Raw genomic sequence first — 26276 nt, 5'->3', positions numbered from 1 at the left:
AAGGACACACTATGATCTATCCTGATGAAACAATGCTTTACGCACCGGTAGAATGGCACGACTGCTCGGAGGGTTACACCGACATTCGTTATGAAAAATCCACCGACGGTATTGCAAAAATCACTATTAATCGTCCGCAGGTGCGCAATGCATTTCGTCCGTTGACCGTCAAAGAGATGATTCAGGCGCTGGCGGATGCCCGTTACGACGACAACGTGGGCGTGATTATTCTGACCGGCGAAGGCGATAAAGCGTTTTGCGCGGGCGGCGACCAGAAGGTGCGCGGCGATTACGGCGGTTATCAGGATGACTCCGGCGTGCATCACCTGAACGTGCTGGACTTCCAGCGCCAGATTCGCACCTGTCCAAAACCGGTTGTCGCGATGGTCGCGGGGTATTCTATCGGCGGTGGTCATGTGCTGCACATGATGTGCGACCTGACCATCGCGGCGGAAAACGCCATCTTCGGCCAGACCGGTCCGAAAGTCGGCTCCTTTGACGGCGGTTGGGGCGCTTCGTATATGGCGCGTATCGTTGGTCAGAAGAAAGCGCGTGAAATCTGGTTCCTGTGCCGCCAGTACGATGCGCAACAGGCGCTGGACATGGGGCTGGTTAACACCGTCGTTCCGCTGGCGGATCTGGAAAAAGAGACCGTGCGCTGGTGCCGCGAAATGTTGCAAAACAGCCCGATGGCGCTGCGTTGCCTGAAAGCGGCGCTGAATGCCGATTGTGACGGTCAGGCCGGGCTGCAGGAGCTGGCGGGCAACGCTACCATGCTGTTCTACATGACCGAAGAAGGGCAGGAAGGCCGTAACGCCTTTAACCAGAAGCGTCAGCCTGACTTCAGCAAATTCAAACGGAACCCATAATGCGTAGCGCGCAGGTATACCGCTGGCAGATCCCCATGGACGCGGGGGTGGTTCTGCGCGACAGGCGGTTAAAAACTCGCGACGGGCTGTATGTTTGTCTGCGTGACGGCGAGCGTGAGGGATGGGGAGAGATCTCTCCGCTGCCGGGGTTCAGTCAGGAAACGTGGGAAGAGGCGCAGACGGCGCTCCTGACGTGGGTGAACGACTGGCTTCAGGGGAGCGAGGGATTACCGGAGATGCCTTCGGTCGCGTTTGGCGCAAGCTGCGCGCTGGCGGAACTGACTGGCGTCTTGCCGGAGGCGGCGGACTATCGCGCCGCGCCGTTATGCACTGGCGATCCTGACGATTTGGTGCTGCGGCTTGCCGATATGCCCGGCGAGAAAATCGCTAAGGTCAAAGTGGGTCTCTATGAAGCGGTACGTGACGGCATGGTGGTTAATTTGCTGCTGGAGGCGATCCCGGATCTGCATCTGCGTCTGGATGCGAATCGCGCCTGGACGCCGCTAAAAGCCCAACAGTTCGCAAAGTACGTTAATCCGGACTACCGCGCTCGTATCGCCTTTCTCGAAGAACCGTGTAAGACGCGGGATGATTCCCGCGCCTTTGCCCGTGAAACCGGCATCGCGATTGCCTGGGACGAAAGTCTGCGCGAAGCGGATTTCACCTTTGAAGCCGAAGAGGGCGTCAGGGCTGTGGTTATTAAACCTACGCTGACCGGATCGCTTGATAAAGTGCGTGAGCAAGTCGCTGCCGCCCATGCGTTGGGACTGACGGCGGTCATCAGCTCTTCGATCGAGTCCAGCCTCGGCCTGACGCAACTGGCGCGGATTGCCGCCTGGTTGACGCCGGGAACGCTGCCCGGACTGGATACCTTGCATCTGATGCAGGCGCAACAGATTCGCCCCTGGCCCGGTAGCGCGTTGCCTTGTCTGAAGCGTGATGAGCTGGAACGACTGTTATGACATTCACGGACTGGCCGTGGCGCCACTGGCGTCAGGTTCGCAGCCAGGCGCCCGCTCTGCGCCTGAACGATGAAGTGCTAAGCTGGCGCGCCCTCTGTGAGCGTATTGATGCGCTGGCGGACGGGTTTGCCGCGCAGGGCGTACGCGAGGGCGACGGTGTTCTGCTGCGCGCCGGGAATCAGCCGCGCACTCTGTTGGCATGGCTTGCGCTGATGCAGTGCGGCGCGCGGGTTCTGCCCGTCAATCCGCAGTTGCCCCAGACGTTGCTGGAGGCGCTGGTGCCGAAGTTAACGCTGCGTTTTGCGCTGACACTGGAAGGCGAAAACGCGTTTTCCGGATTAACCGCGTTGCAGATACAAAAGAGCACAGCGGCGTATGCTGTGGCCTGGCAACCGCAGCGTCTGGTTTCCATGACGCTGACATCGGGTTCCACAGGATTGCCAAAAGCGGCTGTACATACGTGCCAGGCGCATCTTGCCAGCGCGCAGGGGGTGCTTTCGCTAATGCCGTTTGGCCCGCAGGATGACTGGCTGCTATCGCTGCCGCTGTTTCATGTATCCGGGCAGGGTATTATGTGGCGTTGGCTCTTCGCCGGGGCGCGCATGACGGTACGCGATAAGCAACCGCTGGAGCAGATGCTGGCAGGGTGTACTCATGCTTCGCTGGTGCCGACGCAGCTGTGGCGGCTGCTGGCGAATCGGGCGGCGGTGACGCTGAAAGCCGTTTTGCTCGGCGGCGCGGTGATTCCGGTTGAACTCACCGACCAGGCCAGCAAACAAGGGATTCGCTGCTGGTGCGGGTATGGGCTCACGGAGTTCGCGTCTACGGTATGCGCCAAAGAGGCCGATGGTTCGGATGATGTTGGCGCGCCGCTTCCCGGCAGAGAGATCAGAATCGTCGATAATGAAGTCTGGCTGCGCGCCGCCAGTATGGCGGAAGGTTACTGGCGTGATGGCAAACTGATCCCGCTGGTTAATGACGAGGGCTGGTTTGCCACGCGCGATCGCGGCGAGCTGAACCACGGCAGGCTAACCATCGCCGGGCGGCTGGACAACCTGTTCTTTAGCGGCGGCGAAGGCATTCAGCCGGAGGAAGTTGAACGCGTTATTAACGCGCATCCGCTGGTGCAACAAGCCTTCGTCGTGCCGGTAGAAGATAAAGAGTTTGGTCATCGTCCCGTTGCGGTTGTGGAGTATGCATCGCAGGCCGGAGACGTGAACCTCGCTGAATGGGTTCGCGATAAGCTGGCGCGTTTTCAGCAGCCGGTTCGCTGGTTGACGCTGCCGTCAGAACTGAAAAACGGAGGGATTAAAATATCTCGCCGTGCGCTCCAGCAGTGGGTGTGTGAGAGCTGTAAAAATTAATGTTAGGTTAATATACAACCATTCCATCGCTATTGCCGTTTTGTTTATCCGTTGATGTGTAACGTGTTATGAACAATCAGCGTGAAACGGGGGCGCTATGGAATGGTTGGTTAAGAAATCGCATTATGTCAAAAAGAGGGCGTGCCATGTTCTGGTGCTGTGCGATAGCGGCGGTTCGCTAAAAATGATCGCCGAGGCGAATTCCATGATATTACTGAGTCCTGGCGATATCCTGTCGCCTTTACAGGATGCGCAGTATTGTATTAATCGGGAAAAACACCAGACCTTAAAAATCGTTGATGCACGCTGTTATTCCTGCGACGAATGGCAGCGGTTGACGCGCAAGCCATCATGATCTGGCGGGTAGAAAAATCAGCATTACCCCCGCCATAATACACAATACGCCGAGCATCGCTTTTAGGCTGAAAGCGCCTTGCAAACCGGGTAACAGCATTGAGGCTACCCAGACAAGCACATAGCTGAGACTCAGTAGCGCATAGGCTTTGCTGAGCGCGAGCGTGTGTAATGTTTTATGCCAGCAGAAGACGGAAACCAGATACCCCGCTAAACCGGCAAATAGCGCCAGGGTCGCGGCATTAAATGCGCCCAGTCCGGAAATAAACGCCAGTGGATGCGCTATCGATGGCAGCCGCATCATGGCGAATCCTAAACTCAACTGGGCGAGGGAGGCAATCGCAACGCTTATCAGTCCCCACATTACGCCCATTATGCCGCACTCCCCAGAATGATAATGCCGCTGATAATCAATGCGACGCCCAACCAGTGGCGGGGCGGAACCTGTTCATGCCAGATTTTCCAGGCCGCCAGCGTGACCCAGACAAAATTCAGACTCAACATCGGGTAAGCAATCCCCACCGGCAGGGTTTGTAGCACCAGCAGCCACAGCACCATCGCTGCGCCCATGCATATCAGCGCCAGGCCCAGCCACAGCATCAGGTGACGGCGGCGTCCGCCCGCCGTCAATGGCCGTGTCGCTTGCTTCTGGCAGAGCTGACCGCCAACGCTGAGCAGACTGGCAAGCACCAGAACGACGCCGATCATTTAGGCCGATACTGAATTAACACCAGACGCCCCTGATAATCAACATTGTCCGCAGGGGGAAGGGAAAGAGCGCTGATGTCTTCATCTTTGGCTATTGAAAGTACTAGCGTAATAATGCCCTCCTGACGATGCTGGTTGAGCCAGGCGTTAAAATCGTCGGCTTTAACGAATTTATCCTGCACATCAGGATAGCTAAGACCATACCTGAGTTCGCCCGCGTGTCCGTAGAGCATAATATCGTCTCGTTTCAGACTCCAGGCCAGCCCGGCGGCGACGCCCACGTTGTCGGCAAGAATATAGCGGCTTGATGCCAAAGGCGCCTGGGTCATTTCGACAAAAAACTGTGGCTGTTTGGACTCCATCACCCTGTCGGGGACGGAAAAGCCGAACAGCAGCGCCAGTCCCAGCGGACAAAACGCGGGTAATAGGTATTTTTGGCTATGACAGAAGCTATACCAGCCCACAAACGCCCAAACAGTAAAGACGCCCCAGACGCAAAACACTTTATAGGTTTCGATATGCGTCCACACCGGCGATTTCAGCGGGCCCCATGAGGAGACGACAAACGCCGCGACGATCCCGATTATCCCGAACACCAGGTTGATCCCGCCGTTGACACGTAGCGCGGCGACGCCTTCTTTTACGTTATGCAGGACGAAGCGCGCCATGAGTATCGCTATCGGTGCGAAACAGGAAAGAACATAGGTGGGCAGTTTCCCTTTCGCAATGCTGAAAAAGAGAAGCGGCATGATCGTCCATCCGAGCAAATAGAATGCGCCGTTTCGCTCGCGCCAGCCCAGTTTAAGCGCGCCAGGCAGTAACCCCAGCCACGGTAAACTTCCCGCGAGCAGTACCGGCAGATAGTACCAGAAAGGGGCTTTATGCTGGGCATCGCTCATGGCGAATCGCTGGATATGCTCCACCCAGAAAAAGTAATGCCAGAAATCGGCTTCGCGTCGCGCAATGGCGATCGCCCAGGGAAGGACAACCACAAAGCAGCTCAAGACCGCCAGCCAGCCGTATAGCAAAAAGTCCTTCCAGCGTTTCTGGACAATAACCCACGGCAGCACGCTCACTACCGGTACGGCCAGGGCGAGGAAGCCTTTAGTTAATACACCCAGACCGCAGGTTGCACCCAGTAGCAAAAACATCCCAATCTTGCCCGTTCGGGTCGTGGCCTGCATCCCCTGCCAGAAACAACACATCCCGGCCGTAAGCCAAAGCGCGATCATCGGGTCGAGTACCGCATACGTCCCGATACTGTAAACGGCAAAGAGGGAGAGAAAGATAACGGAGGCGAGCAACGCGGTACGTTTATCCCGCCATAAGCGGAACGTCAGCCACGCCACCAGCGCTGCGGCCAGCAATGTCGTTAAAATAGCGCCAGCCCGCACGCCAAAATTGGTAGCGCCAAAAAGCCACTGACCCAGACTGTTTATCCAGTAACCGGCTATCGGTTTTTCAAAATAACGTAATCCCAGAAAATGCGGCACGATCCAGTCGCCAGACGCCAGCATCTCCCGACTTATTTCGGCATAGCGCGTTTCATCCGGCTGCCAGAGCAGGCGGCTATTGACAGGAATAACATAGTAGAGCGCGATAAATGCGGCGAAAGCCAGATAATAGCGTATCGATTTCATCATGAGGCGCTCGCTGCCTGTTGGCACCCCAGCCAACCTTCACGGCCAGGGATGTGTCCACGTACAATTTGCCCCAACGGCAGAGACTCAGGCGATGTCGGCAGCAGTTCGCCCAGAGGACAAAAGGTGATCCCCGCGTCACGTGCACGAACGAGCAAATCTTCAAACAGCGGCTGATGGACAATACCTTCGACTTCCGCATGGATGGTATATACCGGCGTGCCTTTGTCCTGCAACATACGGGAGATAATCCAGGTATTGAACGACTGCGCCTGAACGGCGGGGCCGATAACCTCATCCCACGTGGGTAAGGTAACCGGGATTTGCGGCGTCCCGGTCTGGCCCGGCATCAGTAGCGGACGGAATAAGGTGGTTCCACGGCAATCGCTGTTATACCGCAGGTTGAACGGCTCTTTCGCACGAACAACGTGCCCATCCGCTCGCCAGCCGGCCGCGGCTGAGCAGGTGACGGGTTTTCCGATAATGGCCTCAAGCGCCGTTATGCCGCGCGCGATATCTTCTTCAAGCTGGCGGATACTCCAGTGGCCGCTGTGAGTCTGCCACGCATGGTGATCCCAGGCATGTAGTCCCGTCTCATGGTATGTTGCCGTTTCACGAATAATCCCGGCATTGGCGTTGCCGATATTTTTTCCCGGCCAGGCGGTACCGGCCAGCAGGATATCCCAGCCGTAGAGCGAAGCGGCGTTTGAACGTAGCATTTTCCATAAAAATCGCGGTTTTATCAGACGCCAAAGATGACGTCCCATATTGTCCGGCCCGACGCTGAAGAAAAAGCTGGCCTGAACGCCGTGGCGATGCAATGTCGCCAGCAGCCGGGGGACACCTTCACGCGTTCCTCGCAAAGTATCAACGTCAATGCGTAAACCGACTTTCGTCATGATGCGCGTTCCGCGATATCTACGCTGCGCAGGAAGAAGTCCAGCGTTTCTTCAACCGTATCACGCATCGCAATAGACGGTTCCCAGCCCAGACAGCGCCTGGCATTGTCGATACTGGGTTTCCGGTGTGCGACATCCTGATAACCCTTGCCGTAATAACTACGGCTTTCGACGACCTGGAAACCGGCAAATGGTGGGAAATGGCAGCGCAGCGGATGCTTATCAAAACTGTCGAGCAACAGCGTCGCCAGTTCCTGAATACTGGCTTCGTTGTCAGGGTTGCCGATATTAATGATTTTGCCATCGCACCGATCGCCATCATTCACAATAATGCGGAATAATGCTTCGATCCCGTCACGAATATCGGTGAAACAGCGCTTCTGCTGACCACCGTCGATAAGCTTGATCGGCGTCCCTTCTACCAGGTTCAGAATCAACTGCGTTATCGCGCGTGAACTGCCGATACGCGCCGCGTTCAGGCTATCCAGCCGCGGCCCCATCCAGTTAAAGGGACGGAAAAGCGTGAAGCGCAATCCCTCTTTTTCGCCATAAGCCCAAATCACCCGGTCGAGAAGCTGTTTGGAAACGGAGTAAATCCAGCGTGGCTTATTCACCGGCCCGACGATCAGATTCGATTTGTCCTCGTCAAAAGAGGCGTCCGTACACATGCCGTACACTTCAGAGGTAGACGGGAAAACCACGCGTTTACGGTATTTCACGCAATAACGGATAATCCGCAGATTTTCTTCAAAATCAAGTTCAAAGACGCGCAGCGGGTTGCGGGTGTATTCAATCGGGGTAGCAATCGCTACCAGCGGCAGTACGACATCGCATTTTTTGACATGATATTCGATCCATTCTGAGTGGATGCTGATATCTCCCTCCACGAAATGAAAGCGAGGGTGGAGCAGGAATCGGCTAATGGCGTTGCTGCCAATATCCATACCGTAGACCTCGTAATTCTCTTCATTCAGTAACCGTTCGGTCAAATGATTGCCGATAAAACCGTTGACGCCGAGGATGAGAACGCGAATGCGACGTTTACCGCTGGTCGCTGGTGGACGGTTCAAACGCGCGCCCGCCACCAGACCAAGCGTCTGTGCAAGCTGCGAGCCCTGTACAGTAATACCGTCTCCGGCCTGGCCGGTAATAATCTCCAGCGCGCCATCGGCGCAGGCGACCCGCAGCGGAGAGACCGAAATTACCGAGCCGGGAAGCGCGCCCTGCGCATCCGGACAAATTCGGGAAGACCAGATAGTGAATTTTTGCGAGCCGTTATAGCTGAACGCGCCGGGCCAGGGGGCGGCTACCGCCCGCACCAGGTTATGCACCGTGGAAACCGGTTTGTGCCAGTCGATAAGGCCATCTTCCGGCCTGCGGCGACCATAATACGTAGCGTCAGACTCACGCTGGGGAACAGAAGGTATATCGCCGCATTTCATGGTGGGCAGGATGCTATTAAGCAACTGGCGCGCGGCCTGGAATAGCTTATGATGCAGGGTAAGCGCAACATCGTCCTGCGCAATAGCAACGCGTTGACTGGCGACAATCTCTCCGGCGTCGGCACGTTTGACCATACGATGCAGCGTTACGCCCGTTTCGCTTTCGCCGTTAACCAGAACCCAGTTTAGCGGCGCACGGCCACGATAGGCAGGCAATAGAGAACCGTGCAGATTGAACGCGCCAGCCGGGGCGAGGTGCAGAATTTCTTCGCTTAACAGGTTGCGGTAATAGAACGAAAAAATAATATCCGGCGCAAGCTCAGCGATGCGGTCGACCCAGATAGGATGGTTTACGTTATCCGGCGCATAAACCGGAATCCCTAATTCTGCCGCCAGCCGGGAGACGGAGCCAAAAAAGGTGTTTTCCGCAGGATTGTCGGCATGAGTAAAAATCGCGGCAATCTCATACCCGGCATCCAGTACGGCCTGCACGCCCTGACATCCCATATCGTGATAGGCAAAAATAACGGCTTTCATTGGTGACTTTCCTCAGTAAACGGCGTGCTTTCCGGGTAGATAACTTGTTGAACAAAATAGCGGGGGCGGGCGCGGACATCGTTATAAATGCGACCGATGTATTCGCCCAGCAGCCCCATACCGATGAATTGCGCGCCGATGAAGGTAAACAGGACGGCAAAGAGCATAAATACGCCTTCCGCCGCCCACTGCGGTCCCAGCGCCAGGCGAAGTACAATAAGCAATACCGACAGGCTAAACCCGCCGATGGCGATAACGCTGCCCAGCAGACTCAACAGGCGCAGCGGCGTCGTCGTCAGGCAGGTCACCAGGTCATACATCAGGTTAATGAGACGCATAAAACTGTATTTAGAGTCGCCAAATTCACGTTCAGCGTGATGCACCGGGATCTCGGTAGCCCGACGAGCGAAAATGTTGGCCAGAATAGGGATAAAGGTGCTGCGTTCATGGCAGCGCAACATAGTATCGATAATAGGGCGGCGATAGGCGCGTAACATGCAGCCGTAATCGCCCATCGCTTTGCCCGTTGTGCGCTGGATCAGCAGATTAATGATTTTTGACGCCGATTTGCGAAACAGGCTGTCTTGTCGGTTCTGGCGCACGGTGCCTACCACATCGAACCCTTCATCGGCTTTCGCCACCAGACGTGGGATCTCTTCCGGCGGGTTTTGCAGATCGGCATCCAGCGTAATGATAAGATCGCCGCTTACATGGCTAAACCCCGCCATAATTGCTGCATGTTGACCGTAGTTACGGTTGAGTAAAATAGAGATGATATGGCTATCGGCCTCCTGGGACGCCTTAACCATCAGCTCCGCCGAGCTATCGCTGCTACCATCATCTATCAATAAAATCTCCCACGCTTTGCCCAGACTCTCGCAGGCGGTGGTGGTGCGTCTTATCAATTCCGGCAGGCTTTCCTGTTCGTTATAGACAGGAATAACCACCGAGACTTTTTTTATGGGGGCGGCGTCAAACATGCTTATTGTCCTGCTATCTGATGAAGGGCGGTAATGACTCGATCAAAGTCACTCTCGGTCATGTCCGGGAAGAGCGGCAGTGAGCAGATCCGCTCGCTGTTCCACTCGGTGTCAGGCAGCGTGAGCGTTGGGAAACGTTCGCGATAATATTTTTGCGTATGCGCGGCGCGGAAATGCAGTCCTGTGCCGATGCCTTTCGTTTTCAGCGATGCCATCAGAGCATCCCGGGTAATACCGCAGCGGGCTTCATCGACCCGGATAATGAATAAATGCCAGGCGTGAATATGTTCCCACGACGGAAGGCTCAGAGGCTGAAAAGGCAGGTCTGCCATTGCCTGGTGGTACTGCGCTGCGATGGCGGCGCGGCGAGCGTTAAGCGCATCCAGTTTCTGTAACTGAGCAAGCGCGATAGCGGCGTTGAGGTCGGGCAAATTATATTTGTAGCCCGGCGCCAGGACTTCCGCTTGTGGCGCGCGTCCCCCGCTCTGTCGATCCCAGGCATCAACGCCAAGCCCGTGAAACTTGAGACTGCGTAGTTTATCGGCGAATTGCGGGTTATCCGTGACGACGATACCGCCTTCAGCGCAGGTGATGTTCTTAATGGCGTGGAAGGAGAAAATCGCGGTGCCCCGGGCGCCAATGTGGCGACCTTTGTAGCTGGTTCCTGTCGCGTGCGCCGCGTCTTCAATCACCGGGATGCCATAACGCTCGCCAAGAGCGTAAATAGCGTCCAGATCGGCGGGCGCGCCAGCGTAGTGGACGGGGATAATTGCTTTGGTTTGTGGCGTAATCGCAGCTTCGATATGTTCAGGCGTGACCATCAGCGTATCGCGATCGACATCGACCATGACGGGGTTCGCGCCGAGTAAAACGATCATATTTAGCGTAGAAACCCACGTCATTGACGGTGTAATGACCTCGTCGCCTTCACCAATGCCCAGCGCCATCAACGCGATGTGCATACCGGCAGTGGCTGAACTGACGGCAACGGCATATTGATTGCCAGTTAGCCGACAAAACGCCGCTTCCAGTTCCTGATTTTTCGGGCCGGTTGTTATCCAACCTGAGTCCAGTACGGTCTTAACGGCAGCGAGCTCTTCCGCGCCCATCGCCGGACGGGAGAAAGGCAAAAAGTCCGACATCATTTTTCCTTCAGCCATTGAAAGCCGCTTTTCAAATATTTCGGCAATAGAAAAGGGCTTATTTTTTAACGCATTTAGCTGAACCCTACTGGATGAATATTAAATTAACATTAAGAAATTAAGGTGAAGTAAAAAGATAATTTTTAACGGAATTATGCTTTGCTTTCGCCGAAAGTTTAAGGCATTTTATGCATGCCCAAAAGCTGTTTTTATGTTTCTGGCCTGGTCTTCCGTTGCGGAATTTCATTTTAATCGTATTGCTATTAAGTTAGCTGCACTGTCTGCCTGAGAGGTTAATGTGCTGGCATTTACCCTACGCTTTATTAAAAACAAACGCTATCTCGCGACTCTGGCGGGGGCGTTGGTTATTATCGCCGGGTTGACCTCACAACATGCCTGGAGTGGTAACGGTCTACCGCAGATTAACGGTAAAGCGCTGGCGGCGCTGGCGAAGCAGCATCCGGTAGTCGTGTTATTCCGCCATGCCGAGCGGTGCGATCGTTCCGATAATACCTGCCTGTCAGACAGCACGGGGATTACGGTCAACGGTGCGCAAGACGCCAGAGCGCTGGGTAAAGCCTTCAGTGCCGATATACAAAATTACAATCTCTATTCCAGTAATACGGTGCGCACCATCCAGTCGGCAACCTGGTTTTCTGCGGGCAGGTCGCTTACGGTGGATAAAAAAATGATGGATTGCGGCAGCGGTATTTATGCTTCAATCAATACGTTACTGAAAAAGTCGCAGAATAAAAATATAGTCATTTTTACCCATAATCATTGTTTGACGTATATTGCAAAAAATAAGCGCGGCGTAAAGTTTGATCCGGACTATCTTAATGCGCTCGTTATGCATGCGGAAAATGGAAAACTCTTTTTAGATGGTGAATTTGTTCCCGGCTAGCCGCATGTTAAAAGCGTAAAGACAGCCTGAAGCGGCTGTCGTCATTATAATAACCCTTTCAATGCTAATGTGTGGCGTGTCGCTACATTCAAATCATACAGCGCCAGTTCTTCTGGCTTGACCCAGGCGTAGTCCTGAAATTCGTCGTTAATACATATATCGCGATTAGCGGAAACACAGTCGAAGATGAGATAAATCATATAAATCTCTTCTTGTCTGCCATCAGCGTAGGTTTTAACGCGGATATCGTCGCGGAAGGTCCACGGCGTAATATCGCTCAGAATCAGTTGTTCGCCGAGTTCCTCCCGAATCTCCCGACGCAGCGCCTCTTCAATGCGTTCGCCCGGCTCGACCCCGCCGCCCGACAGCGCCCACTGACCGGGAAAGACGCCGCGGTTGTCGGCCATTTTGCACAGCAGATAACAGCCATCATTTTGAATTAATGGGCAAACTATAGTTCGTTGACGCATAAGTCGCTTCCTTAAACCACCAGGTCGTCAGCTTAACAAATCATTCTGCGAAATTCTTTGTGAAAAATGGAAGCGATAACGCAGACTGCGTTTTTTGTTAATCCTGTTGATGCAGGCGTCACCATGTGATGGCGCAATGATGCGTCATGGCGAAAGTAGTATTTCGTTACAATATGTTTTTGGAATGGTTTCTTAGTGCATTGATTCCTCAGCGTCTGGCAGTACAATTCTGCCGTTTTGGGGAGTTTTTCTTTATGTGCTTGCTGGAAAGGGTAAAAATGAAAAAAAGCATATTATTAGGTTTTGCCGGAATGCTGTTCGTTTCTGCATCGGCGCAGGCCATCAGTATTAGCGGCCAGGCGGGCGAAGATTACACCAACATTGGCGTGGGTTTTGGTACGGAATCGACGGGACTGGCGCTAAGCGGCAACTGGATGCACAACGATGATGATGGCGATGCTGCGGGCGTGGGTCTGGGGCTGAACATTCCGGTGGGACCTCTGCTGGCGACGGTCGGCGGTAAAGGTATTTATACCAATCCGAAAGACAGCGATGAAGGCTATGCGGCGGCTGTCGGCGGTGGGCTACAATGGAAAATCGGCAACAGCTTCCGTCTGTTCGGCGAGTATTATTATTCACCAGATTCGCTGTCCAGCGGTATCGACAGCTATGAAGAAGCGAATGCAGGCGCGCGTTTCACCATTATGCGCCCGCTGAGCATTGAAGCCGGTTATCGTTACCTGAACCTGGCGGGTAAAGACGGCAACCGCGATAATGCGATTGCTGACGGCCCTTATGTTGGCGTAAACGCCAGCTTTTGATGCTAACGGCGCGGCAATCGTCGCGCCATATTCCTCCTGTTCCCGTCATTCTTCTTTCCACGTCATATTCGTCTTTGCGTTATAGTGTTTTCATCATAAGAGCAGGAGAACACAATGCTAAATGTGGAAATGCTATCCACCGGGGATGAGGTGTTGCACGGACAAATCGTTGACACCAATGCCGCCTGGCTGGCTGATTTTTTCTTTCATCAGGGCGTTCCGTTATCACGGCGAAATACGGTAGGCGATAATCTGGACAGTCTGGTCGCTATCTTGCGTGAACGCAGTCAACATGCTGATGTTTTGATTGTTAATGGCGGGTTAGGGCCGACCAGCGATGATTTAAGCGCGCTCGCCGCGGCAACGGCAAAAGGCGAAGGATTAGTACTGCACCAGGCGTGGCTGACCGAAATGGAACGTTACTTTCAGCAGCGTGGTCGCGTGATGGCGCCGAGCAACCGTAAACAGGCGGAACTGCCTGCCAGCGCGGAGTTTATTAATAATCCGGTCGGCACTGCCTGTGGATTTGCGCTCCAGCTCAACCGCTGCCTGATGTTTTTCACCCCCGGCGTACCGTCGGAATTTAAGGTTATGGTGGAGAAGGAAATCTTACCGCGGTTACGCGCGCGTTTTTCGCTGCCGGAGCCGCCGCTTTGCCTGCGGTTAACGACTTTTGGACGTTCAGAAAGTGACCTCGCGCAGCGTCTCGATTCACTGCCGTTGCCGCCCGGCGTGACGATGGGGTATCGCTCATCAATGCCGATCATTGAACTGAAGTTGACCGGCCCGGCGACGCAACGGGAGGCGATGCTGGCGTTATGGCCAGAGGTCAAACGGGTCGCCGGGCAGAGTCTGATTTTTGAAGGTACGGAAAACCTGCCGGCGCAAATAGCCCGCCGCCTGCAGGAAAGGCAGTTGAGTCTGACGTTGAGCGAGCAATACACCAGCGGCTTACTGGCGCTACAGCTTTCCCGCGCCGGGGCGCCTGTTCTTGCCAGCGAAGTCGTTCCTTCTCAGGAAGAGACGCTGGCGCAAACGGCACACTGGACGACAGAACGACGCAGCAATCATTATGCCGGTCTGGCGCTGGCCGTGTCGGGGCTGGAAAACGAACATCTTAATTTCGCGCTGGCGACGCCGGATGGCACGTATGCCTTACGCGTGCGTTTTAGCGCCAATCGGTATAGTCTGGCAATACGTCAGGAGGTCTGTGCGATGATGGCGCTAAATATGCTGCGCCGCTGGCTTAATGGCGAGGACATTATCAGCGAGCATGGCTGGATAGACGTGGTTGAATCATTGACATCATAATCCCTTTCTCTTATCTGCGATGAGAACGACATCGTGAGCCGGATAAGGCCGCTATGCCATTATCCGGCAATATTATCTGCTTTTTTGTCCAGCCAATTGTACTGAATACAAAGTAATACGTGCGTTAATTCACATTTATATGGTTAACCCTTCCACTCCGTTGGAAGGCGGATAAGCTTTGACGCGCTTCACAATTTTTTCCCTGCTGACCTTTCACACTGATTCCAGTGTCTCAGACTGGAGTCCAATATGTTGGAATCAAGTAAAGTCCCGGCTCTTACTCGCGCAATCGACATCCTCAATTTGATCGCGCGTATTGGCCCATGCAGCGCGGCAATCATTATTGAAACGTTGCGTATTCCAAAAAGCACCGCGTACCTGCTGTTGAATGAATTAAAACGTCAGCGATTTATTAGCCTCGATCATCAGGAGAACTACTGCCTGTGGACTAAGCTCGTTGAATTGTCGGGTCATGCGCTCAGCAAGATGGATCTGCGGGAGCTGGCGCGTCCTCGTCTAACACAACTGATGGATGAAACCGGGCTGCTGTGTCACTTGGGGATCATCGACCACGAAAATGCGTATTACATACTGAAAGTGGAATCCTCATCCACTATCAGCGTGCGCTCGCATGAGGGGAAAAGCCTCTCTCTTTATCGTTCCGGCATCGGCAAATGCCTGCTGGCATGGCAGCCGGCCGCCGTACGCAAAGCCATTATTGAAAAAATGGTATGGGAGCGAGCCACGCTGACCACCATCACCGAGCCGCAACAATTGAATGATGAGCTGGAACGCATTCGCCAGCGTGGATGGAGCTTTGATAACGGGGAGGATTATCCGGATGTCCGCTGCGTTGCCGCACCGGTATTTAATGCCAGAAACGAACTGACCGCGGCAATTTCAGTGGTCGGCACACGCCTGCAAATCAACGAAGAGAATCTTGATTATTTGGCCGGTAAAGCTATTGCCTGTGCCAAAGATATTTCACGCCTGTTGGGATGGAAAAGTCCCTTCGACTCACTCGCATCTTAAAATGGAGAATATTATGACTCTTCCTAAAATTAAACACGTTCGAGCCTGGTTTATTGGGGGCGCTACCGCAGAGAAAGGGGCTGGCGGCGGGGATTATCACGACCAGGGAGGAAATCACTGGATTGATGACCATATCGCCACTCCCATGAGCAAATATCGCGACTATGAGCAGTCTCGTCAGTCTTTTGGGATCAACGTGTTAGGGACGCTGATTGTCGAAGTAGAGGCGGAAAATGGGCAGACGGGGTTCGCCGTTTCGACAGCAGGGGAGATGGGCTGTTTTATCGTAGAAAAACATCTTAACCGGTTTATTGAAGGCAAATGCGTAAGCGATATCAAACTTATTCACGATCAGATGCTCGGCGCGACCATGTACTACTCCGGTTCCGGCGGTCTGGTGATGAACACGATTTCCTGTGTGGATCTGGCGCTGTGGGATCTGTTTGGCAAGGTGGTTGGGCTGCCGGTTTATAAATTGCTGGGCGGAGCGGTACGCGATGAAATTCAGTTTTACGCCACCGGCGCACGCCCGGATCTGGCTAAAGAAATGGGCTTTATCGGCGGTAAAATGCCGACTCACTGGGGACCGCACGATGGTGATGCGGGGATCCGTAAAGATGCCGCGATGGTGGCGGATATGCGTGAAAAGTGCGGGCCGGATTTCTGGCTGATGCTCGACTGCTGGATGAGTCAGGATGTGAACTATGCGACTAAACTGGCTCACGCCTGTGCGCCATTTAATCTCAAATGGATTGAAGAGTGTCTGCCGCCGCAGCAGTATGAAGGCTATCGCGAATTAAAACGCAACGCGCCTGCAGGGATGATGGTTACCAGCGGCGAACACCATGGTACGCTGCAATCCTTTCGCACTCTGGCAGAAACCGGCATTGATATTATGCAGCCGGATGTTGGTTGGTGCGGCGGATTAACCACGCTGGTTGAGATCGCCGCGCTTGCCAAATCGCGCGGGCAACTGGTGGTGCCGCACGGTTCGTCTGTCTATTCGCACCATGCAGTTATTACTTTCACTAATACCCCTTTCAGCGAGTTCCTGATGACCAGCCCGGACTGCTCCACCCTGCGTCCGCAATTTGACCCGATTCTCCTGGATGAGCCGGTGCCGGTGAATGGACGCATCCATAAATCAGTGCTGGATAAGCCGGGCTTCGGCGTCGAGCTTAACCGTGACTGTCACTTGAAACGCCCTTATAGCCACTAATAACTCGTGCGTTGCCTTTGTACGGCAACGCCCTCATCCTGTTGAGGATATTGCTATGAGCATCACTTTACTTGACGGCGTAGTGAAGAAAAACCGCGCACGTTTAATTCCTTTTATGTTGGCACTGTATGTACTGGCGTTTCTGGATCGTTCAAATATTGGTTTTGCCAAAGAGACCTATCAGATAGATACCGGGCTAAGTAATGAAGCCTACGCGCTAGGGGCCGGTATTTTCTTTGTGGTTTACGCTTTCCTTGGCGTACCGGCTAACCTGCTGATGCGCAAATTTGGCGCAAGAACCTGGATCGGCACGACTACCCTGCTGTGGGGCTTTCTCTCTGCTGCGATGGCCTGGGCGGATAGTGAAGCAAAATTCCTGATAATCCGCACGCTATTGGGCGCGGCGGAGGCTGGATTTTTCCCCGGCATGATCTATCTAACTTCACAATGGTTCCCGCAGCGTAACCGTGCCAGCATTATGGGGCTATTTTATATGGGCGCGCCGCTGGCGTTAACGTTGGGTTCGCCGCTCTCCGGCGCTCTGCTGGAGATGCATGGTTTTATGGGGCACCCGGGATGGTTCTGGATGTTCGTTATCGAAGGCCTACTGGCGATTGGCGCAGGGATATTCACCTTTTTCTGGCTTGATGACACTCCGCAGCAGGCGCGTTTTCTTAGCCTGGAAGAAAAGAACGCGCTTATCAGGCAACTGGCGAGCGAAGAAGAGAAAAAGGTCACGTCAAGGCTTGCGGATGCGCTGCGTAATGGACGCGTCTGGCAACTGGCTATTATTTATCTGACGATTCAGGTGGCGGTATACGGACTCATCTTTTTCCTGCCGACCCAGGTTGCCGCGCTATTGGGCACTAAAGTGGGCTTTACCGCTTCGGTGGTAACAGCGGTTCCCTGGGTGGCGGCTTTGCTTGGCACATGGCTTATTCCTCGCTACTCCGACCGTACCGGCGATCGCCGTAACGTTGCGGCAGTGACGTTACTGGCTGCGGGTATTGGCATTGGCCTGTCAGGTCTGGTTTCTCCGGTGCTCGCTATTCTGGCGCTCTGTGTTGCAGCAGTAGGGTTTATTGCCGTTCAGCCCGTATTCTGGACCATGCCGACGCAGCTACTTTCCGGTACGGCTCTGGCGGCAGGAATTGGTTTCGTTAATCTGTTTGGCGCTGTGGGCGGTTTTATTGCCCCAATTCTGCGCGTAAAAGCGGAAACGTTGTTTGCCAGCGATGCGGCGGGCCTGCTGACGCTGGCCGGAGTCGCCATCATTGGCTCATTAATTATCTTCACGCTGAGCGTTAATCGTCCGGTGGCGCAATCCGGCGCTGCGCATCATTAATCTTATCTACGTTGTAAGGATCGCTATGAACGCATTGTTATCAAATCCTTTTAAAGAAGGATTACGTAAAGGGGATACGCAAATTGGTTTGTGGCTCAGTTCAACCACCTCTTATATGGCGGAGATTGCGGCGACGTCGGGTTATGACTGGTTGTTAATAGATGGCGAGCACGCGCCTAATACGGTGCAGGACTTGTATCATCAGTTACAGGCCATCGCTCCATACGCCAGCCAGCCGGTGATTCGCCCGATCGAGGGAAGTAAAGCGCTCATTAAACAGGTACTGGACATCGGGGCGCAAACGCTACTGATCCCGATGGTTGACACCGCAGAACAGGCGCGCCAGGTCGTTTCCGCTACCCGATACCCGCCGTTGGGGCAACGAGGCGTTGGCGCGAGCGTGGCGCGTGCGGCGCGCTGGGGGAGAATCGACAACTATATGGCACAGGCCAATGAGTCGCTCTGCCTGTTGGTGCAGGTTGAAAGCAAAGTGGCGCTGGAAAACCTTGACGCGATTCTGGAGGTTGAAGGCATTGATGGCGTCTTTATCGGTCCGGCAGATCTCTCTGCTTCATTGGGTTACCCCGATAATGCCGGACACCCGGAAGTGCAGCGGATCATTGAAGCGTGTATTTATCGTATTCGCGCCGCCGGAAAAGCGGCGGGTTTTCTGGCGGTCGATCCGGCAATGGCGCAGAAATGTCTGGCGTGGGGCGCGAATTTTGTCGCGGTCGGGGTAGATACGATGCTCTACACCGAGGCGCTGGACAGCAGGTTGGCGATGTTTAAATCTGTTCAGTCAGTAAGCACGGCAAAACGTAGTTATTGAGAAAAATGCCGGATGGCACGTATGCCTTACGCGTACGTTTTAGCGCCAATCGGTATAGTCTGGCAATACGTCAGGAGGTCTGCGCGATGATGGCGCTAAATATGCTGCGCCGCTGGCTTAATGGCGAGGACATTACCAGCGAGCATGGCTGGATAGACGTGGTTGAATCATTGACGGCATAGAACTTTTAGTGGGAAGGCCTGGCCTTCCCATCCTCAAATTGGTTTATATGGCTTATAAATTCTTCGCAGAGCATCATTTCAGGATAAGAGCCTAATGGGATAGGCTCTAAGTACTCACCATTACTGGAGACTGTATTCATATATTTGTCGCCGGGTTTGGGTGTTAAATAGTGTTTGTTCCTCTACTGGAAGCGTTAAGAAATTTTCCGCAAATTCTCGTAGTGTGGTAACAGGATCGTTTTGTCCGGCATTCGATAAGAGTTGAATTGCATGGTAACAAAATAGACCACAGCCGTTGGGTACATTATTCTGTAAATTAATTTCGATAAAATTAACCTCATCGCTTTCTGATATACCTGCAATCTTTGCTGCTTCTATAATCTCTTGCTTAGTATTTTCATTTAAATCATGATAACTGTTAAATATGAGACATTTTATTTTTTCTGCAAGTTTATAAAATAAACAGAGAAGCCAGTGATCTCCTGTATTTATCAGAAAGATTTCATTTTCACATAATCCTGATTGAGCAATCTTTTCAAGTAGCTGAGTGCTTAATATATTTTCTTTGGTGGTAGGATGAATAAGCCCAATGGGATAGTTTACCGAGAGAAAAGGTGATTCTTGAACCAGACCTTGCGTTGCAGCTGCCAGCTCATCTGACGACATCATTCGCACACCACACCAAAGATTTTCAACTCCAACCTGTTCTTTATCTGTCTGAGCGAACTGGTTGCCCATAATTTTATGTGCTATTTCTATTTTTTTAGAAAGGTCGGTTGTCGCGGAACCGGCCATATAAAGTAATCTGGAAGGGGCATGTAGCTTTTTCCACTCAGTATTATTTTTTGTTATATCGTTATTGGCGATTTGATGTAATACAAGGCAAGCCTGATTGATTTTTTTATCTATATCTGGTGAGCCCGATCTTTTTCCGCTAAAGAGTTCAAAAAGAAATTTCTCAACTCTATGTCCCAGGTCATCGTTGCGTAACGCAAGATTGCATAACAGATCAATACAATTCTGATCACCGTTCTCTACTGAGCTAAGCAACAACGCAAGCGTCTCATCGCTCACCTCTCCTGCATATAGGCTGTGAAATTGCGATATGCTCAATCGGTAAAGTGAATTTACACATATATTCATTTTGCTCTGTTTCCTGATAGGTGAAAGTAGCGAATATGATGTAATTTATAATTATTTGTAAAAATATTATTATTAGTGGGGGATATATTAAATCAGGCATAGACCTGATTTTCTTATTATTCACATAACACTCAATTATTATTGGGGATATTTAGTTATCCCTCTCTTTAAAGGGGGCTGGTAACGCGTCGATACAAGAGATATTGCTCTATACACAGTAACGTCGTTATCTGTCATGCCACCATGGGTTAGCGGTCATGGTTAACCAAATAGGGCAGGTTATTGCAAAGAGACATCCGCGTTTATACCCAAAATAATCCGTAGCCAACACATAAGCAACTTGAAGTATGAAGGGTATATGTCTGATGGAAAATCGTCCCTGGTGAGTAGGGTAATAGCGCCGGAGGGACTCCGGCGCTTTTTACTTAGCCGAGCGCCTGGGCCAGTAGCGTAATGGGGTGTTCGCAGCGTTTGCTTGTAGACATCTCAATTTGCCACTTACAGGTTTCACAATCGGTGACGACAATGTCGGCGCCGCTCTCTTCAATCTGGCGGAACAGCGGCGCGCCGATGGACTGTGATGTCGGATAGTTTTCCTTTTTAAATCCATACGTACCGGCAATGCCGCAGCACTGTGAATCAAGTACCGTCAATTCAAGCCCCGGAATTTGCCGCAATAATTCAAGCGTGTAAAGCGTCCAGCCCATTTTTTCCATATGACACGGCGTATGGTAGACCACTTTCAGCGGCAAAGAATTAAGCGGCAGCGTTTTCCCGGCATCCAGTTTGCGCCATAGCCAGCGGGTGGCCAGCTCGATATGTTCGCGCAGCCCGGCGTTGTCCACGTCCAGCACTTCAGGATATTCATCGCGCAACGCAAACGTACAGGTGGATGACGTGGCGATGACCGGAATACCTTTGACGGCAATCGCCTCGCGTAGCGACTCTACATTGCTGATAGCCTGCTTGCGAGCTTTATCCGTAAAACCGTTAGCGATCAGCGGTACGCCGCAACACTTCTCTTTACTCAATAACTGTACTCCGGTACCCATTGCGTTCAGCACCTTAATCAGATCTTTTCCGAGCTGCGGATGGTTGTAATTCACAAAACAGCCATGGAAAAAGGCGACCTGATCTTTGTATTTAGCCTGCTGCGCCGCCACGCTACGATACCAGCGGCGGAAGGTGCCGAAAGAGTATTTTGGTAAGGTGCGGCGATGATCGATTTTGAGCGCGTAATCAAGCAACTGGCGCACTGGCTTTAATGCGGTGGCGGTATTGACCACCGGCGCGAACGGCGTTGAAACGCTGCCCATCAGATCGGTATGGCTGAGAATAAAGTTACGCAATGACGGGCGCGTCGTATCGTATTTCGCGCGGGCGCGCTGGATGATATCGCCAATCTTCACGTCCGACGGACAGGCGACCTCACACCGTTTGCAGTTAATGCAATATTTCAGCGCCTCATCATACAGGGCGCCGTCTTTCAGACGCAGGCGTTCGCCATCCGGTCCGGCCTGTTTAGGGCCAGGGTAGCCAGGATTAACGCGGCTGACCGGGCACGCGGTGGTGCACACCGTACATTTAATACAACTTTCAAAACGTGTGTCGCTCATTGCTGTTCTCCTGCACGCTCAGCGATATGGTGCGCGGCCTGGAGGGCGCTGACTGCGCAGACGCCGCCGCCGCATCCCTCAGCTATAGGATCGAATCCCGCCAGCACAGAACCTATTGCATACAGATTTTCTACCGTGTTGCCCGCAAGGGAGGGGCGGAAAGCGTCATCCGTCACGACGCCAAACTGCTGCCAGGGCTGTGGGTCGAAGAAATGTTGTTGATACCATTCGGCGCGGGTGGCCGTTTGCTGTACGTCGAGCCCTAAAATAGGTTCGCGGATCCCTTCACGCTCGGCAACCAGACCGCTACTAAAGAAGCTACCGCTGGCAAGTACGGCAAAACGCGGGCGCAGTGGGATATCGGCATGGTTGCGGGTCCATATTTCGCTCACGGTACCGCGACGGCAGGTGACTTTCTTCACTTCATCGCCCGGCATCCAGATGCCGCCCTGACGGACAAACTGGCGCTGGAGTTGATTGTGCAGACGAATACCGAGCACCGATGGCGGCAGCGTCGGCAGCAGCGTGAGCGCGCAGGGCAGACGTTCGTTAAGCCAGCGCCACAGCGTATCGTTCGCCAGCCCGAAACAGGCGGGCATGATGATCATGTCGCAGTTTGTCGCTATTGGCGACAGCGCGTCGTACAGCAGTGGCCATTTTTCTTCGTTATCAAGTAGACGCGCAATATTGACCGCGCGAAATTCCGTCGGGTTATCACGCAGTACGTCCAGTTCCGGAAGGTCGATTTCTGCGGTTTCCACGTTGAGGTCGCGTTGGCGCAGCGACGCTGCCGCAAGGTGCGCCTGGAAATCCAGTAATCCGCTAACGCCGACGACGCAAATTCGCTGTGCGGATAACGGCCAGACCGGTACTTCCGGCGAGCTAAGCCAGGTTGAACGCAATGTGCCAAGCGGCGTGACACGCTGGTGCGCCTGCTGTACGTCGCCGTATAACTGCGCGCCGCTGGCGTTAAGTAGCGTTTGCGCCTGTTGCGCCAGCGTAAGGACTTTTTGCGCGCCTAAACGCGAATAAGGATGTTCAGGCGCCTGGCGGCGCAGCGCATCAAGCCCGGCGGTAATGTCGGTTACCGGTTGGCCGTCGGGCAGGGCGCTGAGTAGATCCAGCGAGCCGGAGGAAAAATGCAGCGCGCTTTGTCCGCGGGTGACGATGGCGCAGCGTAATCCATGCTGCTGGAGTTGCAGTCCGCATAGCAAACCGGCGAGACCGCCGCCCATAATAACCGTATCAAATTTCATCCTGGTGCTCCTTCTCCAGACCGCATAATCCCTGATAAACCCAGCGCGTGAATTCGCTTTCGCGCAGCGCGTCTCCCCAGGCGACAGGTTGTACGCCTTTCCAGCGCTCATTCAGAAATTCAGAGAGTTGCGTAATAGATTGCGCCGCGGTCGTCACATTAAAACGCTGCAATAGCCCGGCCGCGCGGCAGGCGCATAGCTCGCCCTGGCAAGTGCCCATCCCTACGCGGGTGCGACGGCGCAGATCCAGCAGGCTATTCACGGTTAAGTTTTCGACGGCATACTGCACTTCCCCCGCCGTGACGGCCTCGCATTCACAGACCAGGCTACGGTGTTGGCGGCCTTCACTCAGCCACCCCGGCGTGCGATCGCCATGCCGATAAACCGCCGATCCGCGTAGCGGCGCGGGAAGCGAGATAATGCGTTTCAGCGTATGTTCCGTAGACTCTTTTGAGCCAGGCAACGGCGTATCCGCCGTGATGCAGGGGCGAGTATTGCCCAACTTGCGGCACACGGCATCGGTCGCCCATTCCGCCATCAGGCGGTAAGTCATTAGCTTCCCGCCGGTAATGGTAATAAAGCCTTCAAGCCCGTCGCGTTCGGCGTGGTCGAACAACACAATACCGCGGCTGACGTTACGACCGCTGGGATCGTCATCGCTGGCCACCAGCGGGCGGACGCCGGAATACGCGCGCAGAATACGCGTCTTCGCCATGACAGGGGCCAGTTTTTCCCCTTCACGCAGCAGGATATCGACTTCATCTGCGGTGACGCGGTTGCTGTCTATCTCATTGTAATCAATATGGGTAGAGGTGGTGCCGATCAATGAAATCGTATCGCCAGGTACCAGAATGTCGGCATCCGATGGTTTCCGGCAGCGGTTAATGACATGCTGGTTGATCCGATGGTCCATGATCAACAGCGAGCCTTTCGCCGGGAACATGCGAATACTCAGGTCGGCGTATTCGGCGATCCGTTGCCCCCAGATACCAGCCGCATTGACCACCACCGGCGCGTGAAGCGTCTGGGTTTCGCCAGTGAGATGGTTGCGCACATGGACGCCGCAGACCGTTGCGCCTTCACGAATGAGCCCGGTCACTTCATGCGCCGTTAACACGATTGCGCCATGTTCTCTGGCATCCAGCATATTGGCGGCGGTAAGGCGGAAAGGGTCCACGGTGCCATCCGGCACTTTTACCGCACCGATGAGCGCAGGGTTAACGGAAGGTTCGATGATGCGAGCCTGCTGCGGATCGATGGCTTCAGCGCGAATGCCTGCCGCTTCACAGGCGCGAATAAAGGTGGCCTGAAACGCAAGATCATCTTCCGGCAACGTAATAAACAGACCATCCGTCGGTTCGACGCAATGGCGGGCGATCCGTTTTAAAATCTGGTTTTCACTAATGCACTCGCGCGCGGATTCCGCGTCGGTAACCGCATAACGAGCGCCGCTGTGCAGCAGCCCGTGGTTACGCCCGGTTGCGCCAGTCGCTATATCATGCCGCTCCACCAGAATGACACGTAAACCGCGCAGCGCGCAGTCGCGGGCGATCCCTGCGCCTGTTGCTCCACCGCCAATGATAATCACGTCACTTGCTTGCGAGTCGCGAGTTTTCATTGTTTTTCCTCACAGTTCGTTTTTTATCATTTAGCCATACAAATCATATGGAATGTTTGATTTCGCGCATAATCGCTCACTATTCGAAAATGAACGTGATTTCGTGCGCCTTTCTGAACATTAGTCATAAAACTGTAACAATATGTGCTGTAATTCACATTAACGTGACGTATCTTTACTTAACATCCCGGCCACACTGGGAGCAGCGGGGTTGTTTGAACGAACTGCGGTGTTTACCTCTAAATAAAATACGGGCCACGGAGGCTACAATATGTTGAGTATTTTTAAACCAGCGCCGCATAAAGCGCGCTTGCCAGCGGCGGAGATTGATCCGACCTATCGCCGATTACGCTGGCAGATTTTCCTGGGGATATTCTTTGGCTATGCCGCGTATTATCTGGTGCGCAAGAACTTTGCCCTCGCGATGCCCTACCTGGTAGAACAAGGTTTTTCACGCGGCGATCTGGGCTTTGCGCTGTCCGGGATTTCCATCGCTTATGGTTTTTCGAAATTTATAATGGGTTCGGTGTCCGATCGCTCGAATCCGCGCGTTTTTCTGCCGGCAGGGTTGATTCTGGCCGCAGCAGTCATGTTGTTTATGGGCTTTGTACCGTGGGCGACATCCAGCATCGCCGTGATGTTTGTACTGTTGTTCCTTTGCGGCTGGTTCCAGGGGATGGGGTGGCCGCCGTGCGGACGTACGATGGTTCACTGGTGGTCGCAGAAAGAACGCGGCGGCATTGTGTCGGTCTGGAACTGTGCGCATAACGTCGGCGGCGGGATCCCGCCACTGCTGTTCCTGCTGGGGATGGCGTGGTTTAACGACTGGAAAGCGGCGCTCTATATGCCAGCCTTTGGCGCGATTGTGGTGGCGCTGTTCGCTTTCGCAATGATGCGCGATACGCCGCAATCCTGCGGTCTGCCACCTATCGAAGAGTATAAAAACGACTATCCGGACGACTACAACGAAAAAGCGGAAGAAGAGCTGACTGCGAAGCAGATCTTCATGCAGTACGTACTGCCAAACAAACTGTTGTGGTACATCGCTATCGCCAACGTGTTTGTTTATCTGCTGCGCTACGGCATCCTCGACTGGTCGCCGACCTACCTGAAAGAAGTGAAGCATTTCGCACTGGATAAATCCTCCTGGGCCTACTTCCTGTATGAATACGCGGGTATTCCGGGCACGCTGCTGTGTGGCTGGATGTCGGATAAAGTCTTCCGCGGCAACCGCGGTGCGACCGGCGTGTTCTTTATGACCCTGGTGACTATCGCGACCATCGTTTACTGGATGAACCCGGCAGGAAACCCGAACGTTGATATGGCTTGTATGATTATCATCGGCTTCCTGATCTACGGCCCGGTAATGTTGATCGGTCTGCACGCGCTGGAACTGGCGCCGAAAAAAGCGGCGGGTACGGCGGCGGGCTTTACCGGTCTGTTTGGTTACCTGGGCGGTTCTGTCGCTGCAAGCGCCATTGTGGGTTATACCGTTGACTTCTTCGGTTGGGATGGCGGCTTTATGGTGATGATTGGCGGCAGCATTCTGGCGGTAATCCTGCTGGTGGTCGTGATGATTGGTGAAAAACGCCATCATGATGAGCTGCAGTTAAAACGCAACGGAGGCTAATAA

25 protein-coding genes are annotated in these 26276 nt (G+C 53.7%); 13 read left to right on the top strand and 12 right to left on the bottom strand.

Going from position 1 to position 26276, the window contains the following annotated elements:
* Positions 1-11: 11 nt before the first annotated feature.
* From menB to pmrD, 4 genes are all read left to right on the top strand, one after another.
* Positions 12-869, top strand: coding sequence for a 1,4-dihydroxy-2-naphthoyl-CoA synthase (menB, locus tag EOS97_RS01125; protein WP_000640013.1), 858 nt, complete (start codon positions 12-14; stop codon positions 867-869).
* The gene (gene menC / locus EOS97_RS01120) at positions 869-1831 is read left to right on the top strand and encodes an o-succinylbenzoate synthase (protein WP_001255560.1); all 963 of its coding nucleotides are present in this window, start codon (positions 869-871) and stop codon (positions 1829-1831) included. Before menB ends, menC begins: the two co-directional genes overlap by 1 nt.
* A complete protein-coding gene (menE, locus tag EOS97_RS01115) occupies positions 1828-3195 on the top strand; it encodes an o-succinylbenzoate--CoA ligase (RefSeq protein WP_000144655.1) in 1368 nt (455 codons plus the stop codon). Before menC ends, menE begins: the two co-directional genes overlap by 4 nt.
* A gap of 97 nt (positions 3196-3292) precedes the next feature.
* Positions 3293-3550 carry a signal transduction protein PmrD gene (gene pmrD, locus EOS97_RS01110; RefSeq protein ID WP_000455132.1) on the top strand — a complete coding sequence of 86 codons (258 nt, stop codon included), beginning with the start codon at positions 3293-3295 and terminating at the stop codon, positions 3548-3550.
* Here pmrD and arnF read toward each other — a convergent pair.
* The 7 genes from arnF to arnB are packed head-to-tail and all read right to left on the bottom strand — an operon-like array spanning position 3545 to position 10897.
* On the bottom strand, positions 3545-3922 hold the full coding sequence (gene arnF, locus EOS97_RS01105; RefSeq protein WP_000538692.1) for a 4-amino-4-deoxy-L-arabinose-phosphoundecaprenol flippase subunit ArnF: 378 nt from the start codon (positions 3920-3922) through the stop codon (positions 3545-3547). The two genes, pmrD and arnF, sit on opposite strands and share 6 nt — an antisense overlap.
* Positions 3922-4257 carry a 4-amino-4-deoxy-L-arabinose-phosphoundecaprenol flippase subunit ArnE gene (gene arnE / locus EOS97_RS01100; RefSeq protein ID WP_000580685.1) on the bottom strand — a complete coding sequence of 112 codons (336 nt, stop codon included), beginning with the start codon at positions 4255-4257 and terminating at the stop codon, positions 3922-3924. The genes arnF and arnE overlap by 1 nt, the downstream gene beginning before the upstream one ends.
* The gene (gene arnT, locus EOS97_RS01095; protein WP_000978046.1) at positions 4254-5900 is read right to left on the bottom strand and encodes a lipid IV(A) 4-amino-4-deoxy-L-arabinosyltransferase; all 1647 of its coding nucleotides are present in this window, start codon (positions 5898-5900) and stop codon (positions 4254-4256) included. The genes arnE and arnT overlap by 4 nt, the downstream gene beginning before the upstream one ends.
* Positions 5897-6796: a 4-deoxy-4-formamido-L-arabinose-phosphoundecaprenol deformylase gene (gene arnD / locus EOS97_RS01090; protein WP_000169757.1), complete on the bottom strand. Its 900-nt coding sequence runs from the start codon at positions 6794-6796 to the stop codon at positions 5897-5899. Before arnD ends, arnT begins: the two co-directional genes overlap by 4 nt.
* Complete coding sequence (gene arnA / locus EOS97_RS01085; protein WP_127836102.1) at positions 6793-8775, bottom strand: bifunctional UDP-4-amino-4-deoxy-L-arabinose formyltransferase/UDP-glucuronic acid oxidase ArnA; 1983 nt, start codon at positions 8773-8775, stop codon at positions 6793-6795. The genes arnD and arnA overlap by 4 nt, the downstream gene beginning before the upstream one ends.
* A complete protein-coding gene (gene arnC / locus EOS97_RS01080) occupies positions 8772-9755 on the bottom strand; it encodes an undecaprenyl-phosphate 4-deoxy-4-formamido-L-arabinose transferase (RefSeq protein ID WP_000458893.1) in 984 nt (327 codons plus the stop codon). The genes arnA and arnC overlap by 4 nt, the downstream gene beginning before the upstream one ends.
* A 2-nt stretch (positions 9756-9757) precedes the next feature.
* On the bottom strand, positions 9758-10897 hold the full coding sequence (gene arnB, locus EOS97_RS01075) for a UDP-4-amino-4-deoxy-L-arabinose aminotransferase (RefSeq protein ID WP_001279284.1): 1140 nt from the start codon (positions 10895-10897) through the stop codon (positions 9758-9760).
* 298 nt (positions 10898-11195) lie between these two features.
* Here arnB and pmrG point away from each other — a divergent pair, with 298 nt between their 5' ends.
* Complete coding sequence (gene pmrG / locus EOS97_RS01070; RefSeq protein ID WP_000879258.1) at positions 11196-11801, top strand: lipopolysaccharide core heptose(II)-phosphate phosphatase PmrG; 606 nt, start codon at positions 11196-11198, stop codon at positions 11799-11801.
* A 44-nt stretch (positions 11802-11845) separates the two neighbouring features.
* Here pmrG and nudI read toward each other — a convergent pair whose 3' ends face one another.
* Positions 11846-12271 (bottom strand): nucleoside triphosphatase NudI, encoded by a 426-nt coding sequence (nudI, locus tag EOS97_RS01065; protein ID WP_001249902.1) that lies wholly within the window; start codon positions 12269-12271, stop codon positions 11846-11848.
* 278 nt (positions 12272-12549) lie between these two features.
* Between nudI and EOS97_RS01060 the strand changes: the two genes are divergently transcribed.
* From EOS97_RS01060 to EOS97_RS01030, 7 genes are all read left to right on the top strand, one after another.
* Positions 12550-13092, top strand: coding sequence for a YfaZ family protein (locus EOS97_RS01060; RefSeq protein WP_001670658.1), 543 nt, complete (start codon positions 12550-12552; stop codon positions 13090-13092).
* 114 nt (positions 13093-13206) lie between these two features.
* Entirely contained in the window at positions 13207-14403 is a 1197-nt protein-coding gene (locus EOS97_RS01055; protein WP_000935689.1) for a nicotinamide mononucleotide deamidase-related protein YfaY, read from the top strand.
* Between the two features lie 249 nt (positions 14404-14652).
* On the top strand, positions 14653-15435 hold the full coding sequence (locus EOS97_RS01050) for an IclR family transcriptional regulator (protein ID WP_000894173.1): 783 nt from the start codon (positions 14653-14655) through the stop codon (positions 15433-15435).
* A 13-nt stretch (positions 15436-15448) separates the two neighbouring features.
* Positions 15449-16654, top strand: a complete 1206-nt coding sequence (gene rhmD, locus EOS97_RS01045; RefSeq protein ID WP_001530644.1) for an L-rhamnonate dehydratase — start codon at positions 15449-15451, stop codon at positions 16652-16654.
* Between the two features lie 55 nt (positions 16655-16709).
* Entirely contained in the window at positions 16710-17999 is a 1290-nt protein-coding gene (locus tag EOS97_RS01040) for an MFS transporter (RefSeq protein ID WP_000028931.1), read from the top strand.
* Between the two features lie 25 nt (positions 18000-18024).
* Positions 18025-18828 (top strand): 2-keto-3-deoxy-L-rhamnonate aldolase, encoded by an 804-nt coding sequence (gene yfaU / locus EOS97_RS01035; RefSeq protein WP_000992941.1) that lies wholly within the window; start codon positions 18025-18027, stop codon positions 18826-18828.
* A gap of 5 nt (positions 18829-18833) precedes the next feature.
* A complete protein-coding gene (locus tag EOS97_RS01030) occupies positions 18834-19010 on the top strand; it encodes a hypothetical protein (protein WP_001112766.1) in 177 nt (58 codons plus the stop codon).
* Between the two features lie 120 nt (positions 19011-19130).
* Here EOS97_RS01030 and sseL read toward each other — a convergent pair whose 3' ends face one another.
* From sseL to glpA, 4 genes are all read right to left on the bottom strand, one after another.
* Positions 19131-20153 carry an SPI-2 type III secretion system effector deubiquitinase SseL gene (gene sseL, locus EOS97_RS01025; protein ID WP_001017726.1) on the bottom strand — a complete coding sequence of 341 codons (1023 nt, stop codon included), beginning with the start codon at positions 20151-20153 and terminating at the stop codon, positions 19131-19133.
* 425 nt (positions 20154-20578) lie between these two features.
* Positions 20579-21769, bottom strand: coding sequence for an anaerobic glycerol-3-phosphate dehydrogenase subunit GlpC (gene glpC, locus EOS97_RS01015; protein WP_001285729.1), 1191 nt, complete (start codon positions 21767-21769; stop codon positions 20579-20581).
* Positions 21766-23025: a glycerol-3-phosphate dehydrogenase subunit GlpB gene (gene glpB, locus EOS97_RS01010; RefSeq protein ID WP_000667152.1), complete on the bottom strand. Its 1260-nt coding sequence runs from the start codon at positions 23023-23025 to the stop codon at positions 21766-21768. The genes glpC and glpB overlap by 4 nt, the downstream gene beginning before the upstream one ends.
* Positions 23015-24643, bottom strand: coding sequence for an anaerobic glycerol-3-phosphate dehydrogenase subunit A (glpA, locus tag EOS97_RS01005; protein WP_000857207.1), 1629 nt, complete (start codon positions 24641-24643; stop codon positions 23015-23017). The genes glpB and glpA overlap by 11 nt, the downstream gene beginning before the upstream one ends.
* A 271-nt stretch (positions 24644-24914) precedes the next feature.
* On the opposite strand from glpA, the gene glpT reads away from it, so the two are divergent.
* Positions 24915-26273 carry a glycerol-3-phosphate transporter gene (gene glpT, locus EOS97_RS01000; protein ID WP_000948739.1) on the top strand — a complete coding sequence of 453 codons (1359 nt, stop codon included), beginning with the start codon at positions 24915-24917 and terminating at the stop codon, positions 26271-26273.
* Positions 26274-26276 lie beyond the last annotated feature (3 nt).

Origin of the sequence: Salmonella sp. SSDFZ54 (assembly GCF_004010735.1) — a bacterium.
Lineage (GTDB): Bacteria > Pseudomonadota > Gammaproteobacteria > Enterobacterales > Enterobacteriaceae > Salmonella > Salmonella enterica.
This window is presented reverse-complemented; position numbering and strand designations above follow the sequence as displayed.

Bases quoted from the DNA above. Each gene is read 5' to 3' on its own strand.
- menB (WP_000640013.1), top strand. From the start codon at position 12: ATGATCTATCCTGATGAAACAATGCTTTACGCACCGGTAGAATGGCAC.
- rhmD (WP_001530644.1), top strand. From the start codon at position 15,449: ATGACTCTTCCTAAAATTAAACACGTTCGAGCCTGGTTTATTGGGGGC.
- pmrD (WP_000455132.1), top strand. From the start codon at position 3,293: ATGGAATGGTTGGTTAAGAAATCGCATTATGTCAAAAAGAGGGCGTGC.
- glpT (WP_000948739.1), top strand. From the start codon at position 24,915: ATGTTGAGTATTTTTAAACCAGCGCCGCATAAAGCGCGCTTGCCAGCG.
- arnA (WP_127836102.1), bottom strand. From the start codon at position 8,775: ATGAAAGCCGTTATTTTTGCCTATCACGATATGGGATGTCAGGGCGTG.
- arnF (WP_000538692.1), bottom strand. From the start codon at position 3,922: ATGGGCGTAATGTGGGGACTGATAAGCGTTGCGATTGCCTCCCTCGCC.
- nudI (WP_001249902.1), bottom strand. From the start codon at position 12,271: ATGCGTCAACGAACTATAGTTTGCCCATTAATTCAAAATGATGGCTGT.
- EOS97_RS01050 (WP_000894173.1), top strand. From the start codon at position 14,653: ATGTTGGAATCAAGTAAAGTCCCGGCTCTTACTCGCGCAATCGACATC.
- arnD (WP_000169757.1), bottom strand. From the start codon at position 6,796: ATGACGAAAGTCGGTTTACGCATTGACGTTGATACTTTGCGAGGAACG.
- glpC (WP_001285729.1), bottom strand. From the start codon at position 21,769: ATGAGCGACACACGTTTTGAAAGTTGTATTAAATGTACGGTGTGCACC.
- glpB (WP_000667152.1), bottom strand. From the start codon at position 23,025: ATGAAATTTGATACGGTTATTATGGGCGGCGGTCTCGCCGGTTTGCTA.
- menC (WP_001255560.1), top strand. From the start codon at position 869: ATGCGTAGCGCGCAGGTATACCGCTGGCAGATCCCCATGGACGCGGGG.
- EOS97_RS01030 (WP_001112766.1), top strand. From the start codon at position 18,834: ATGCCGGATGGCACGTATGCCTTACGCGTACGTTTTAGCGCCAATCGG.
- arnT (WP_000978046.1), bottom strand. From the start codon at position 5,900: ATGATGAAATCGATACGCTATTATCTGGCTTTCGCCGCATTTATCGCG.
- yfaU (WP_000992941.1), top strand. From the start codon at position 18,025: ATGAACGCATTGTTATCAAATCCTTTTAAAGAAGGATTACGTAAAGGG.
- EOS97_RS01060 (WP_001670658.1), top strand. From the start codon at position 12,550: ATGAAAAAAAGCATATTATTAGGTTTTGCCGGAATGCTGTTCGTTTCT.
- arnC (WP_000458893.1), bottom strand. From the start codon at position 9,755: ATGTTTGACGCCGCCCCCATAAAAAAAGTCTCGGTGGTTATTCCTGTC.
- glpA (WP_000857207.1), bottom strand. From the start codon at position 24,643: ATGAAAACTCGCGACTCGCAAGCAAGTGACGTGATTATCATTGGCGGT.
- sseL (WP_001017726.1), bottom strand. From the start codon at position 20,153: ATGAATATATGTGTAAATTCACTTTACCGATTGAGCATATCGCAATTT.
- arnE (WP_000580685.1), bottom strand. From the start codon at position 4,257: ATGATCGGCGTCGTTCTGGTGCTTGCCAGTCTGCTCAGCGTTGGCGGT.
- EOS97_RS01040 (WP_000028931.1), top strand. From the start codon at position 16,710: ATGAGCATCACTTTACTTGACGGCGTAGTGAAGAAAAACCGCGCACGT.
- EOS97_RS01055 (WP_000935689.1), top strand. From the start codon at position 13,207: ATGCTAAATGTGGAAATGCTATCCACCGGGGATGAGGTGTTGCACGGA.
- arnB (WP_001279284.1), bottom strand. From the start codon at position 10,897: ATGTCGGACTTTTTGCCTTTCTCCCGTCCGGCGATGGGCGCGGAAGAG.
- menE (WP_000144655.1), top strand. From the start codon at position 1,828: ATGACATTCACGGACTGGCCGTGGCGCCACTGGCGTCAGGTTCGCAGC.